Raw genomic sequence first — 13,739 nt, 5'->3', positions numbered from 1 at the left:
GGAGTCGTCCAGGGCCCTCGTCGGCGCCTTGTGCCAGTCGAGCGCCTCCGCCGCCCGCAACCAGAACCCCTCCCGGTCCTCCACGCTGGCCCGGAAAACGTCCTCGTACGCGCCCACACCGGCCTCCTGACCTCGATATCCTGCCGACGACCCTAGGACAGTCCGTGCTCACGAAGCCTGGCCTCATGGAGAGGCGGCCGCAGAAACTAGCCGGCCGGGCGGCGGTTGAGCTCACCAGTGGTCAGGTGTGCGAACGACGTGTCTGCTCGTGCTCTTCCGACACCGTCGATCACCAGCGCAGTGAACGACCAGATCCGCGCGATTCGGATCAGAGCGGCTCAAGGATGTCCGGAACACCCATCCCGGTCAGGATGTGGAATTCCCACAGGCGCATGGCCTCCCGCGGATCGCCCGTGCGCACCGCGTCGACAAGCGCCTCGTACAACACCGTGTGCGAGTCGACGAGCACACCTCCCGAGCCCCAGGACACGTCTCCCGTGAGCAGCACGAGGCGCATCTGGTCGGTGAGCCCCGAATAGCGCAAGTCCAGGCGTGGCATCCCCGCGAGGCGCACGACCTCCGAGTGGAAAGCGGCGTCCGCGGCAGCCCCGGCCTCCGGATCCCCGTCAACGCGCCGGAGCTCCTCGATCCACTTGGCGAGCGACTCGACCGGGGTGCCTCGTTGAACGATGGTCCGAACCGCCATCACCTCGTCGGCACAACGGAGCCTGGCCAGCTCGGGCACGTCACCGGGATCGAGGACGGAGATGCGGTAGGAGCGGTTCACCGACTTCTCGACCAGCCCGGAGTGCTCCAGTAGTCGCAGCGCCTCGCGGACGGGCGAGCGACTGATGCCCATCTCGTCGGCGAGGACGGAGTCCTTCAGCCGGGTCCCGGGCTTGAGCTGGCCCTCGAGGATGAGACCTCTGATCTGCCGGTATGCCTCATCGACGAGCGACGAGGTCTGGATGAGGGAGAGCCCAGGAGCGGGGTCGGCGGCGGCCATGGGCCCAGCATACTCAGACTGAGGACTGTCGACAGAATTCAAAACGCAGTAGACGATGTACAGTGCCGCATACCAGCTATGAGCAAGGGAGCTCTCATGCCAACAACGCCCCCTGAAGCGGGCCCCACCGCGCGGACGACCCCCACCCGGCGCAGCGCCAGGTCCACGACGGTGGCCGCCGGTGTCGGCACCATCATCGAGTGGTACGACTATGGTCTCTACGGGATCGTGGCCGGCCTGGTCATCGCCCCCCTGTTCTTTCCCGCCGCCACCGGCACCGTCGGCCTGCTCGCCACGTTCGCGACGTTCGCCGTCGGGTTCATCGCGCGGCCCATCGGCGGCATCGTGCTGGGCGCGCTCGCCGACCGGGTCGGCCGCCGTCCGGTCCTCATGCTGTCGATCGTCCTGATCGGCGTTCCCACCGTGCTCATCGGCGCCCTGCCCACCTACGCCGTGATCGGCGTGTGGGCGCCGATCCTCCTGGTCGTGCTGCGGCTCGCTCAGGGTTTCGGAGCGGGGGCCGAGCTCGCGGGGGCGATCACGCTGCTCAACGAGTCCGCCACGCGGCGGCGCAAGGGTTTCTACGCCTCGTTCGCGATGGCGACCGGGCTCGTCGGCATGATCGTCGCGACGCTGCTCTACACCGCGATCACGGCGTCGGTCTCGCCCGAGGCCTTCCTGTCCTGGGGCTGGCGACTGCCCTTCCTGCTCAGCGCCGTGCTGACCGTCGTGGCGATCATGCTGCGCCGCCGGATGGACGAGTCGCCGGAATTCGCCCGCGTCCAGATCGAGCGCGACGCGGGGCGCGCCCCGGAGGCACGGGCCAACCCGCTGGTCGCGGTCTGGCACTCCTTCTTGGCCAGCCCGCGGAACTGGTTCGCCGGGTTCCTCATTCCCGCAGGCCTCAACGGCACCGCGTACGTCATGCTGACCTTCGGGATCGGCTACCTCACCAACTCCGTCGGGCTGCCCCGTTCGCAGTCGCTCGTCGTGAACCTCTCGATGCTGGTCAGCGGCAGTGTCATCTGCGTCCTCTGGGGTCAGGTGTGCGACCGCATCGGGGCCAAGCGCGTCATGTACATCGGCATCGTCGGGGCGGTCGCGCTCGCCTTCCCCTACTTCGCCGTGCTCGAGACGGGCAACCTCGCATTGATCATCGTGACCAGCGTCGTGATGTTCGCGTTCGCCTGGAGCGCGGGCTCGGCCGGACACACGGTGCTCATGCCCGCGCTGTTCAAGGCCGAGTACCGCACCTCGGGCCTGTTCTCGTCACGCGAGATCCACAGCGCCCTCATCGCGGGTCCGGCACCCTTCCTGGCGGCCGCCCTCGTGGTGGCCCTCGACGGCAGGCCGTGGCTGGTCGCCGCGCTCGTCATCGTGACCCAGCTGCTCACTGCTTGCGCGCTCGTGCTCGGCAGGCCGTTCGTGAGCCGCGAAGAACTCGACCAGACCCCCGCGCTGCGGGGCGTCGCCGTAAGGGACTGAGGCATGACTCTGTACAACTCCCGTCGCCACGACCTCCGCAACCGGGTCCGTGACGAGATCCTCATCGGCGCGACCATCGGCATCCCATCACCCGTGGTCGTCGAGGCCCTGTCGAGCGGCCCGTTCCCGGTGCTCTGCATCGACGCCGAGCACTCACCGCTGAGCCTGGACCGGTTGGAGGGGATGCTCAGGGCCGCGGATGTGGGCCCCGTCCCCGCGATGGTGCGGGTCCCGGAGGTCGGTTCCTACATCGCCCGGGTGCTCGACCTCGGTGCCGCCGGGATCGTCGTGCCGCGCATCGAGTCGGTCGCCGAGGCCGTCGACGTCGTGGCCAGGGCTCGCTACGCACCGGAGGGTCGCCGCGGCGCCGGTCCCGGTCGGGGCCAGGGCTACGGCGCGAGCCTCGCCACCCATGTCGCCCGCGCCAACGCCGAGGTCCTCGTCGCGATTCAGATCGAGACCTCGGCCGGGCTCGCCGTGGCGGACCAGATCCTCGCCGTCCCGGGCATCGACGCCGTGGTGATCGGACCGTTCGACCTCGCGACCTCGCTCGGGGTCCCCATGTGGTCCGACGAGCACGTCGCGGCGATCGACGCGATCTTCGCCGCCGGCGACGCACACGGCGTGGCCAAGGGGGCGTTCGTCCTCACCCCGGAGGAGATGCCGCGCTATCGGAAGGCGGGGGCCACACTGCTCTTCGCAGGGATCGACCTCGGCTGGATCGTCGAGGGCGCCCGGCGCACCTGGGAGGAGGTGAACGGATGACGGCGTCGTTCCGCGTCGTCCAGACCTCGACGCGAGTGCCGGTCGGGCCGTCCGACCTCACCGTCTTCGACGGCCTCGACGTCGACTTCGAGGCCGTCCACGCCCCGGACGAGAGGACCGTGCTGGAGGCGACCCGCGACGCCGACGCGGTGCTCGTTCTGGTCGAGGATTTCCCGAGGCACGTCATCGAGAACCTGCGAGCCGCCCGCTCGATCACCCGCTACGGGATCGGCTACGACACGATCGACGTCGCCGCGGCCACCGACCGGGGCATCTGGGTGACCAACGTGCCCGACGCGAACCACCGCGAGGTGGCCGTGCACGCGATCGCGCTCGCCCTCGCGGTCACCCGGCGACTGCCCGCGCTCGACCGGGGCATCCGCTCCGAGGGCTGGGCCTCGGCGCTCGCACCGGGCGTGCACCGCCCGGACGTGCAGACGTTTGGTCTGCTCGGTCTGGGCCGGACAGGCTGGCGCACTGCCGAGGTGGCGCGCGCACTCGGCTACACCGTCGTCGCGCACGACCCGGCCGCTGTTGCGGGGCCGGACGGCGTCGAGCTGGTCGGTTTCGACGAGCTCGTCGCGCGGTCGGACGTGCTGTCGCTGCACGTGCCGCTGCTGGAGTCGACGCGCAACATCGTCGACGCCGCGGTACTCGCCCGCATGCGGCCCGGCTCGGTGCTGGTCAACGTCTCGCGCGGCGGCCTGGTCGACGAGCACGCGCTCGCCGACGCCCTTGTCGAGGGCCACCTGTTCGGGGCGGGCCTCGACGCGTTCGCCTGCGAGCCCCTCGAGGCCGACAGCCCGCTGCGCGGTCTGGACTCCGTGATCCTCACCCCGCATGCCGCGCACTGGAGTGAGGAGTCCTGGGCGGAGGTGCGGTCGAGTGCGCTGGCCGACGTGGCCCGGGTCCTGCGTGGCGAGGAACCGCGCAGTCCCGTCAACCGGCCGCAACCACTCCGCCGCGTCCCGTGACCGTGCGGCCGGCCCGGGTGCACCCTGCGGCCGGCCGCACCGCCCCGCGGTCAGGAAGCGTCCACCACCGTCCGCCCGGTGGGCGGCTCCGCGCCGTCGGCGAGCGCGTCACCCACGTAAGCGTGGCTGCGCGGCATCACGAACACCAGCAGGACGCCGATCGCCGTCGGCACCAGCAGGGCGTAGAACGTCCAGGCCACCGGAAGTCCCGCGGCGATGATCCATCCACCGGCGATCGGGCCGAGGATGCCGCCCAGGCGGGCGATGGTGAAGTAGGTGCCCAGCGCCGAGGCCTGCACCGTCGTCGGGAACCAGGTCGCGACGTAGCCGTTGAGGATCGCGGCCGTCCCGCTGCCGCCGACCCCGGCCAGGGCGACCGCGACGTAGAGCACCACCGTGGAGGGTCCCGAGGCGAGGACCACCAGCGCCACCACCCCTATACCGAAGCCGAGGAGCACCAGCAACCGGGGGTGCGACCGGTCCGCCGCCCACGACATGACCAGGCCACCTGCGATGGCGCCCAGGGACATCGTGGCGAGGAAGCTCAACGCGGACCCGAGCGGGTAGCCCTCCATCCTCATCAGCTGCGGCAGCCAGGTGTTGAGGCCGTACATGAGCAGCTGCACGACCAGCCCGCCGATGCCGAAGACGATCAGGAACCCCCACAGCGGACGGCGGGCGAGACTGCGCAGCGGCGAGCGCCGCACCGCGTCCGGTCGCGGGCCCTCGGCGACCTCGACGCCGTAGCGGGCAGCCACCGCCCGGGCCTCGTCGAGGCGGCCCTTCGACACCAGGTACTGGATCGACTCGGGTAGCACGAACCACGCGACGGGCAGCAACAGCAGTGGCAGCGCGGCGATGACGTACATCGGCCGGAAGCCGTACGCCTCGATGATCACGATTCCGAGCAGCGCGGCGAAGAGCGTGCCCACCATGAAGCCGGCGGTGAGCACCATGTTGACCACGTTGCGTCGGGCCTTGGGGGCGAACTCCACGGCGAGTGCGATGGCGGTCGGCATGACACCCCCGAGGCCGAGCCCGGCCAGGAAGCGGAAGATCCCGAACACCGTGGCCGTGGGCGCGAAGGCGCACACGGCCATGCAGAGCGAGAACCAGCCGGAGCTGGCCATCAGCATGAGCTTGCGGCCGAGCACGTCGGTGGCGAAGCCGCACAGCAGGGAGCCGATCAGCATCCCGATCAGGGCCAGGCTGGCGATGAACCCCAGCTCGGCGGCGTTGAGGCCCCACGGCTCGTACTGCAGCAGGGCCGGAATGGTCGTGGCGAAGACGGAGACGTCGTAGCCGTCGAACACGAGGACCAGCGCGCAGAACGCGGCGATCATGGGTGCGGGCAGCCTTCCGGCCGACGGCGGTGTGAGTGCGCCCATCGGGGCTCCTCGTCGTTGAGGCGGAGCGTGCGCTCCGTGCGGGGTTGCGGTGGCTGTGGTATCGGGAGTGCGGCCGGGCCTCGGGTAAGGGGCCGGTGATGTGCCTTGGTCAGGCGGCGAGCACGCCGCGTCGAGCGCGGGTCGCCCCAGTGGCTAGGGCGAGACGGGTGCGGGGTCCTCGGCACGGCGCCACGCGACCGAGCCGCTGTCCGGTCCGAGGTCGTCGAACACGGCCTCCATGCGCTGGCCGCACTCGATCGACTCCGGGTCGGGACCGGCGTAGCGGCCGATGAAGCGCACCCCGTCGGCCACCTCGACGACCACGACGCCGTAGGGCAGCTTGTCGGCGAATGCCCTGTGGAACGCGCGGTACATGACGCTGTAGGTGTAGACGAGCCCCTCGGTGGGGACGTCGACCGGCTCGAAGGTCGAGCTCTGGCAGTGCCCGCAGAGCTCACGCGGCGGCCACTGCAGCGCGCCGCACCCGGTGCAGGTCTGCGCGACCAGGCGCCCGTCGCGCAGGCCCTTGAAGTAGTCGGCGTACAGAGAGCTGTCCGGCATCAGCGGGACCGGGCTGAGGTTGGCGGTCGTCATGGGTCGGAGCTCCTTCTGGAGGGGTCGTGATTGGCGGGGTGCTCAGTTGTGCAGGATCACGACGGAGCCGTCGCTGAAGTCGCCGTACCCGGTGACCAGCCCGATGTGGGCGTCCTCCACCTGGGCCGGGCCGGCTTCGCCGCGCAGCTGGATGACGGCCTCGATCACGTGGTTCATGCCGATGCCGTGGGCTTGGGAGAGCAGGCCGCCGTGGGTGTTGACGGGCATGTCGCCGCCGAGGGCGATCCGGCCGCCGCTGACGAAGTCCGACGCCTCGCCGCGGTCGCAGAAGCCCATCTCCTCGAGCTGGCGCAGGACGATGAAGGTGAAGCAGTCGTAGATCTCGGCGAAGTCGATGTCGTCGTGCCGGACGCCCGCCATGTCGAAGGCGCGGCTCGCGGCCTTGGTGATGCCCATGTCGAGGATGTTCGGCCGGGTGGACAGGTCGTCGGGGCACTCGGCGTGGCCCTCGGCGCCCCCGGCGATGGCGACGGCCCGCCCGTTCATGTGCCGGGCCTCCTCCTCCGACACGACGAGGACCGCGGCGGCCCCGTCGGTCTCCAGGCAGATGTCGAAGAGGTGGAACGGCTTGACCAGTACCGGCGAGGCCCGGTATTGCTCGCTGGTCAGCTCGCGGTCCCGCATGTAGGCCTTGCTGTTGAGATGCGCGTGCCTGCGGGTGGTGAGGGCGACCGTCTCCATGCCCGCCGGGTCCGCCTTGGTCTCGTGGAACCAGCGGTTGGCATGCAGGCTGTACCACTGCATCGCCGCGAGCAGACCGGCCGGGTTCTCCAGGTTGTTGCGGATCTCGGCCCCGGGCACGTTGCCCACCCCGCCGGGGGTCTGCTCCATCGAGCTGAGACGGACGGGCCGGGAGAACCAGTTGTGCCCGGTGGGCACGAGAACCCGGGTGGCCAGGCCGGCCGCGATGGCGGCGGCCGCCTGCACGACGGCTGCGACCGGGGAGGCGCCACCGATGTGCACGTGGGAGTGGAAGCGCAGGTCCTTGATGCCGAGGGCGGCGATGAAGTCCTCGTTGGTCGGGACGTCCTTCCACGCCATGACGATCCCGTCGATGGTCGAGGGGTCGATCCCGGCGTCGCGGCAGGCGGCGGCCGAGGCCTCCAGGATCAGCTGGCGTTCGCTCTTGGGCGTGCCCCGGACGTACTCCGTCTCGGCCACGCCGGCGATGTAGGCCTTGTCGGTGAGGGTGGCGACCATGGGGGTTCCTTGTCGGTGAGGGAACTCAGACCTGCTGACGGGCGGGGGTGTCGGTGGTGTACTCGTCCTCGAGCACGGCGCCGAGGACGTCGCGGGTGTGCTCGCCGAGGCGGGGCGCCGGGCGGATCGACGTCCCGTGGCCGATCAGGAAGGGGGGCTGGGCGTAGAGGTGGACGCCCCCGTGGGCGGGGACGCTCACGAACGTGTCCCGGTGCTCGGTGAAGTGCGGGTCCGCGAGCAGCTCGTCGGGTGAGTTGACCGGTGCCCAGGGCAGCCGGCGGGCCTGGGCCTCGCGGAACAGGTGATCCGAGTCGTGCCGGGCGCAGAACCGGCCGATCACGTCGACCACGTGGAACATGTGGTCCTCGCGCTGCATCGACCTGCGGTACTTCTCGTCGGCCAGGTCCTCGGCCATGCCCTCGGAGTCGAACCACTCGACCAGCGCGGCGAACCGCGCGTCGTCGATGTAGAGCGGCAGGGCCAGGAGATACTTGCCGTCGGCGCACCGGTGCTGCCACCGGGGGGTGCGGGCGGGCATCGCGTGCCGGGCGGTGTGCCGGTGCACCTCGCGCTGCTGGTACAGCCAGAACGGGACGGCCATCTCGGTCGAGACCGCGGTGGCCTCGTGCGCCGAGACGTCCACGAACTGCCCCCGGCCCGAGGTGCCCAGCTCGAGGACCGCGGCGAGCGTGGCCATCACCGCCATCATCCCGACAAGGTGCTTGACGTGACCGCCGGTGGGGGCGACCGGGGCGCCGCTGTAACCGGTGCCGTCCGCGTAGTCGGCGCCGTCGTCGTAGCCGCAGGAGGCCATGACGCCACCCAAGGCGAGCTGGGTCAGGTCGGTGGCCGCGAAACCCGCCCAGGGACCGTCGCAGCCGAACGGGGTGACGGCGCAGTAGATCAGCGCCGGGTTGACCGCGGAGAGCTCCGTGTGGCCCACCCCGAGCGAGTCAGCGACGCCGGCGCCCAGGCCGTCGAGCACCACGTCCGCCCGCGCGGCCAGCCTGGTGAGCAGGATTCGGTCCGCCTCGGACGTCAGGTCCAGCACCACCGACTGCTTGGAGGTGTTGTAGTGCTCGAACTGCAGGCTCGTCCGGTCCGGCGTCGAGCCGACGAACGGTGCGACGGCCCGGCCCGGCGCCCCCCGGGGCGGCTCGATCTTGATCACCTCGGCACCGGAGTCGGCGAGCAGCTTCCCGGCGAACTCGGCCAGACCGTCGTCGAGCTCGAGAACGGTCAGGCCCTCCAGCATCGTGCTCCTGTTCACGTTCACCACAGCGACCTCTCGACGACGGGGTTGGCCGGCACGCCCTCCGGCCACAGGATGTGCTGCTCGTGCAGCCGGGAGACGGTCTCGGCGCTGTAGCCGAGCACTTCGGTCAGGACGTAGTCGTTGTCCGCCCCCAGCAGCGGCCAGCGCGGTTCCAGCTCGTAGTCCGACGTCGACGACCGGAACGGCACGCCCTCGAAGGCCTGGGTGCCGAGGTGGGGGTGCTCCAGCTCGGCGAAGATTCCGCGGCTGCGCAGCTGCGGGTCGTTCTCGACCCGGTCCCGGCCGCTCTGCACGGCTCCGGCGGGCACACCGCGGCGCTGCAGGGTGTCCATGGCCTCGTACTTGTCGCGCTCGGCCATCCAGGCGGCGAGCTTGGTGTCGATGGCGTCCTGGTGTTCGGCCCGACCGCCCGGGTCGTCGTAGCGCGGGTTCTCGGCCCAGGCCGGGTTCCCCAGGGCGTCCTTGAGCGAGCGCCAGTGCCCGTCGTCGGCGACCGACACGGTGCAGTAGTCGTTCTCACCGCCGCCGCGCGTCCGGTAGGCGCCGCTCGGTGCGGCCGTGTCGCCGCGGTACCCCACCACCGACCCGTCGGTGGCCACGGACCGGTTCCCCCCGGGTACGCCACGACGGCGCAGTTGGCCACCGGTGACGGCGGACTCGAGCAGACCGGGGCCGGCCAGGGAGATGCCGACCTCCACCTGCGACATGTCCAGGCGGGCGCCCTCCCCCGTGCGCTGCCGCCGGATCAGGGCGGTGAGTACCCCGAGTGCGGCCATGTAGCCGCTGGTGACGTCGAGGTAGGACCAGCCCCAGCCGGCCGGGGGCGCACCGGCCTCGCCGGACATGGCGCTGATGCCGGACATAGCCTGCGCGGTGGGCCCCCAGGTGTTCTTGTCCCCGTGCGGGCCGTTGTGCCCGAACCCGCTGACGCTGACGTAGACGATCGAGGGATTGAGCTGTTGCAGCGCGGCGTGGTCCAGGCCCCAGCGCCGCAGCACGGTGGCTGAGAACGACTCGGCCACCACGTCGCACTCACGGACGAGGTCGCGAATGACGGCGAGGCCCTCCTCCGTGCGGAGGTTGACGGTCAGGCTCCGCTTGCCGACGTTCAGGTTGGCGAAGAACGACCCGTTGTTCAGTGTCTTGTGCTGTTCGTCGCCCAGGTACATCGCCGACCGCATGGGATCGGCGTTGCGGGGCCACTCGACCTTGATCACCTCGGCACCGAGCGAGGCCAGGTAGCGGGTCATCGTGGGCCCGGCCACGCTCCAGGTGAAGTCGAGGACGCGGGTGCCGGCGAGGGGACGCGGTGACGTCGATGCCATGACGCTTCTCCTTTGAGGCCTCATTGGGGATGCTTTCGACTCGGGCGCCGACGAAAGAGCGGAGATTCGTGAGCGGGCTCCTGTCGGCGGCAGCTCCTCGGTTCGCAAAAGGTAGGCCCGATTCCGAGAGTGCTGCTATATGCCGACGGGATACATCGCGGCCGGATCAGGTGTCCCGATCGCGGGCCGCGACGGAGGTATGCGGGTCGCGTCGTGCACGTCCCCGTGCCGCATAGCCACCTCGCGAAGTGCTACCGGCCCGACGGGCCGTTCACGATAATGACGCGGATGACAGCGTTGTCCTTCCTCAAGCTCCTCGCCGAGGACGCGCCCGCACAGGACTTCGACGCTCTCGTGCAGCAGGCGCGCCAGGCCGCCGCTCCGGCGTCCACCGTGGCGGAGCTCGAAGAAGCCCGAGAGCTCGCGTTGGACGTTCGACACATCCTCGAGACGAGCAGACGACGAGAGGCGGAGCTCGCCGCGCTGTACGAGACCGCCGGCGACCTTGCTGCCCGCACCGAGCTCCGCTCAGTGCTCGAGGCCATCGTGACGCGAGCTCGCCGCCTCCTCGGCTCGGACCTGTCGTACATGACCTTGGTGGACGAGGAGGTCGGCGACACCTACTACACCACCATCACCGATGGTGGCACCTCCGCACTCTTCCGCAGGCTCCGCGTGCCGATGGGGGACGGACTGGGTGGCCTGGTGGCCCAGACCGGGGTCCCGTACGCAACTGCGTCGTACTTCACCGATGACGGGTTCCGCCACACCGCTGCCGCCGACGCGGCGGCTCGCGAGGAGGGTCTGGTGGCGATCCTGGGCGTCCCGCTGCTCGTCGAACAGCGGGTCATCGGTGTGCTCTTCGCCGGATACCGCGCGGAGCGTCCCTTCCCGCCCACCGACGTGGCCCTCCTCTCCTCCTTCGCGGCGCACGCCGCGGTCGCCGTCGAGAAGGCCCGCATGCGGAGCCAGATGCAGACGGCCCTCGACGAGCTGGAGATCGCGAGCGGCCTCCTCAAGGAGCGCAACGCCGACATCGAACGGGCCGCTCAGGCCCACGACCGACTGGCAGCGCTCGTCCTGCACGGCGGGGACCTGGCCGAGGTCGCGCAGGAGGTTCGCAACCTGCTGGGGGGCGAGGTGGCGGTCGTCGACGACAGCGAGACACTCGTCGTGGCCACCAGCACCGAGGCGATCTCCGCGGCCACGATCGCCGAAGTCCTCGCAACGAGCCGTTCCTCGCCCAGGACGTACGTCGGTGACGGCGTGTGCAGCACGTCCGTGACGGCGGGAACGGACCTGCTCAGCCACCTCATCCTCGTGCGGCCCGAGCCCGCGGACGAGGTCGACCAGCAGATCCTCGAACGCGCCGCCCTCGTCACGGGCCTGCTGCTGCTCTTCCGTCGGTCACTGGCGGAGACCGAGAGCCGAGTCCGCGGCGAGCTGTTCGAGGACATCCTGCTCGACCACGCCCGGCACGGCATGAGTGAGCGTGCCCGACATCTCGGTGTGGATCTCCACGCGGGCTACACCGTGCTGGTCGCCGAGCTCCCCGAGGAGCGCGACCGCCTGGTCCGGACCGCGGCCGAGCTCGCTTCGACACACCACGGTCTCTCCACCGTCCACGGCGGTCGTCTCATTCTCGCGCTTCCCCGTCCGGACGTGCGGGAGACGGCGGAGCTCGTCAGCGCGACCCTCCACCGCGCCAGTGGACGACGGCCGACCATCGGCGCGGCCGGACCGGTCGTGGGCCCGAACGAGATCCGCTCGGCCCGTGCCGAGGCGGAGACGTGCCTGGACGCGCTGCTCGCCCTGGGCAGCAGCGGACGGTACGCGCAGACGTCGGACATCGGCTTCGTGGGCCTGCTGCTGGGCAAGGAGCGGAACGTGAAAGGCTTCGTCCGGTCCGTGCTGGGACCCGTGCTCGACTACGATGCCAGGCGCCGGACCGAGCTCGAGGCGACGCTTCGGACCTTCTACGGGTGCAACGGGAACACCAACCAGACTGCTGCTGTGCTGCAGCTGCATCCCAAGACCGTCTCCCAGCGTCTGGACCGCATCAACCGGCTCCTCGAGGGCGGGACGGATGATTCCGCCTCCCGGCTGCAGGTCGAGCTCGCCCTTCACCTGCGGCTGGTCTGCGCACACTTGGACCCCGGGGCGAGCTGAGGCCGGCGACTGACTGAGGTGGTGCCACCACCGACCCGAGGAAACTTGTGTCAGGACTCGTACTGCGTGCGTGCCGCCAGCAGGCGAGCGAGTAGCCCTGGAGCGAAGTAGTCGAGCACCTCGCGCTGCAGCTCGTAGTGGAAGAAACGGCCCTCCCGGCGGACCTTGACCAGTCCGGCCTGGGTCAGGACCTTGACGTGATACGAGATGGTCGACTTGCTGATCGGCAGCTGCTGCTCCAAGGCGGTACAGGGGTATTCCCCCGTCTCTCCGATGAGCACGAGCATGTCCAGTCGCGTGGGGTCGGCGATGGCTTTGCCGAACGCGACATAGGAGTCGTGCAGCGAGGGCGCGACCGGCGGGCCGGGCTGAGAGTCCGTGCTCATCGACAACCATGCTCGCACGCCGCTCGCGTGCTGCCGCCCGAGCCGGGCGTGGGCGCGGTCACCACGACGTTGCGTGCCAGGCCCGATGTCTCTACGTTTCTAACATCATCGAACTCTGGAGGTGCCCGTGTTCGCCGTCTACGCCGCCGAGCCGAACCCTACCGATCCCCTTGCCGCCCTCGTCGTGGGCGAACGCCCGGAGCCCGAGGTGCCCGCGGGATGGGTGGCGGTGCGCACCACGGCCGCCAGCTTGAACATGCACGACCTGTGGACTCTTCGCGGCGTCGGCCTCAAGCCCGACCAGTACCCGATGATCCTCGGCGGTGACGCGACCGGGACCCTGCCCGACGGCACCGACGTCGTGGTCTACCCGGTCATCGGCGACCCCGCATGGTCCGGAGACGAGACCCTCGACCCGCGGCGCACCCTGCTCACCGAGAAGCACCAGGGCACGTTCGCCGACACCGTGGTCGTGCCCGAGCGCAACGTCATCCCGCTGCCGGCGGGCGTCTCCCCGCAGGCGGCGTCCGTCCTCGGGACCGCCTGGCTCACCGCGTACCGCATGCTGTTCACCAAGTCCGGCCTGCGCCCCGGCCAGACCATGCTCGTCCAGGGTGCCGCGGGTGGCGTCTCCACGGCCCTCATCCAGCTGGGGGCCGCAGCCGGCATGCAGGTCTGGGTCACCGGACGGGCCGCGGAGAAGCGAGCACTGGCCGAGCGGCTCGGCGCGCACGCGACCTTCGAGGCGGGCGCCAGGCTGCCCGGCAAGGTCGACGCGGTCTTCGAGTCGGTCGGCGAAGCCACCTGGGCCCACTCCATGCGCTCGGTCCGCCCCGGCGGCGCCGTGATCTGCTGCGGCGCCACCAGCGGACCGGCACCCTCCGCCGACCTTCAGCGACTGTTCTTCCTCCAGATCCGCGTGGAGGGCTCCACCATGGGCACCCGCCAGGAACTCGTCGACCTCCTCGCCTTCGTCGACCAAGCAGGCATCTCCCCCGCGATCGGACTCGAGCTCCCCCTCGAGAAGGCAGCCGACGGTTTCCGCGCCATGAGCGAGGGCGACGTGGCCGGGAAGATCGTCTTCACTCGCTGACGACCGATCGGCGGCGCGTGGCCGTCATATCCCTTCGGCGGACTACCGGGCCCTCAA

At 70.5% G+C, this 13,739-nt stretch carries 13 protein-coding genes; 5 read left to right on the top strand and 8 right to left on the bottom strand.

Features of this window, described 5'->3' with window-relative positions; genetic code table 11:
• A partial coding sequence (locus ABD990_RS31090; protein WP_345384362.1) for an acetyl-coenzyme A synthetase N-terminal domain-containing protein occupies positions 1–117 on the bottom strand: 117 nt, incomplete at its 3' end.
• A 211-nt stretch (positions 118–328) separates the two neighbouring features.
• Positions 329–1,006, bottom strand: a complete 678-nt coding sequence (locus ABD990_RS31085; RefSeq protein WP_345384361.1) for a GntR family transcriptional regulator — start codon at positions 1,004–1,006, stop codon at positions 329–331.
• A 171-nt stretch (positions 1,007–1,177) separates the two neighbouring features.
• Between ABD990_RS31085 and ABD990_RS31080 the strand changes: the two genes are divergently transcribed.
• The 3 genes from ABD990_RS31080 to ABD990_RS31070 are packed head-to-tail and all read left to right on the top strand — an operon-like array spanning position 1,178 to position 4,230.
• A complete protein-coding gene (locus tag ABD990_RS31080) occupies positions 1,178–2,491 on the top strand; it encodes an MFS transporter (RefSeq protein WP_345384360.1) in 1,314 nt (437 codons plus the stop codon).
• A 3-nt stretch (positions 2,492–2,494) separates the two neighbouring features.
• Positions 2,495–3,256 (top strand): HpcH/HpaI aldolase family protein, encoded by a 762-nt coding sequence (locus ABD990_RS31075; RefSeq protein WP_345384359.1) that lies wholly within the window; start codon positions 2,495–2,497, stop codon positions 3,254–3,256.
• The gene (locus tag ABD990_RS31070; RefSeq protein ID WP_345384358.1) at positions 3,253–4,230 is read left to right on the top strand and encodes a C-terminal binding protein; all 978 of its coding nucleotides are present in this window, start codon (positions 3,253–3,255) and stop codon (positions 4,228–4,230) included. The genes ABD990_RS31075 and ABD990_RS31070 overlap by 4 nt, the downstream gene beginning before the upstream one ends.
• Positions 4,231–4,280: 50 nt before the next feature.
• Here ABD990_RS31070 and ABD990_RS31065 read toward each other — a convergent pair whose 3' ends face one another.
• The 5 genes from ABD990_RS31065 to ABD990_RS31045 form a co-directional block, all read right to left on the bottom strand.
• Positions 4,281–5,618, bottom strand: a complete 1,338-nt coding sequence (locus tag ABD990_RS31065) for an MFS transporter (RefSeq protein WP_345384357.1) — start codon at positions 5,616–5,618, stop codon at positions 4,281–4,283.
• A gap of 153 nt (positions 5,619–5,771) precedes the next feature.
• Positions 5,772–6,212, bottom strand: a complete 441-nt coding sequence (locus ABD990_RS31060) for a Zn-ribbon domain-containing OB-fold protein (protein ID WP_345384356.1) — start codon at positions 6,210–6,212, stop codon at positions 5,772–5,774.
• A 42-nt stretch (positions 6,213–6,254) separates the two neighbouring features.
• Positions 6,255–7,433: a thiolase C-terminal domain-containing protein gene (locus ABD990_RS31055; RefSeq protein WP_345384355.1), complete on the bottom strand. Its 1,179-nt coding sequence runs from the start codon at positions 7,431–7,433 to the stop codon at positions 6,255–6,257.
• A 25-nt stretch (positions 7,434–7,458) separates the two neighbouring features.
• Positions 7,459–8,709 (bottom strand): CaiB/BaiF CoA transferase family protein, encoded by a 1,251-nt coding sequence (locus ABD990_RS31050; RefSeq protein ID WP_345384354.1) that lies wholly within the window; start codon positions 8,707–8,709, stop codon positions 7,459–7,461.
• Entirely contained in the window at positions 8,706–10,034 is a 1,329-nt protein-coding gene (locus ABD990_RS31045; RefSeq protein WP_345384353.1) for a CaiB/BaiF CoA transferase family protein, read from the bottom strand. Before ABD990_RS31045 ends, ABD990_RS31050 begins: the two co-directional genes overlap by 4 nt.
• A 213-nt stretch (positions 10,035–10,247) precedes the next feature.
• Between ABD990_RS31045 and ABD990_RS31040 the strand changes: the two genes are divergently transcribed.
• Positions 10,248–12,203: a helix-turn-helix domain-containing protein gene (locus ABD990_RS31040; RefSeq protein WP_345384352.1), complete on the top strand. Its 1,956-nt coding sequence runs from the start codon at positions 10,248–10,250 to the stop codon at positions 12,201–12,203.
• 50 nt (positions 12,204–12,253) lie between these two features.
• On the opposite strand, the gene ABD990_RS31035 is transcribed toward ABD990_RS31040, so the two are convergent.
• Positions 12,254–12,589, bottom strand: coding sequence for an ArsR/SmtB family transcription factor (locus tag ABD990_RS31035; protein ID WP_345384351.1), 336 nt, complete (start codon positions 12,587–12,589; stop codon positions 12,254–12,256).
• A 127-nt stretch (positions 12,590–12,716) separates the two neighbouring features.
• Here ABD990_RS31035 and ABD990_RS31030 point away from each other — a divergent pair, with 127 nt between their 5' ends.
• The gene (locus tag ABD990_RS31030; RefSeq protein ID WP_345384350.1) at positions 12,717–13,682 is read left to right on the top strand and encodes a zinc-binding dehydrogenase; all 966 of its coding nucleotides are present in this window, start codon (positions 12,717–12,719) and stop codon (positions 13,680–13,682) included.
• The last annotated feature ends 57 nt before the right edge of the window (positions 13,683–13,739 follow it).

The organism is Pseudonocardia yuanmonensis, assembly GCF_039542425.1.
Taxonomy (GTDB): domain Bacteria; phylum Actinomycetota; class Actinomycetes; order Mycobacteriales; family Pseudonocardiaceae; genus Pseudonocardia; species Pseudonocardia yuanmonensis.
Note: the sequence above shows the minus strand (reverse complement) of the source record. Positions and strands in the feature narration are given on the sequence as shown.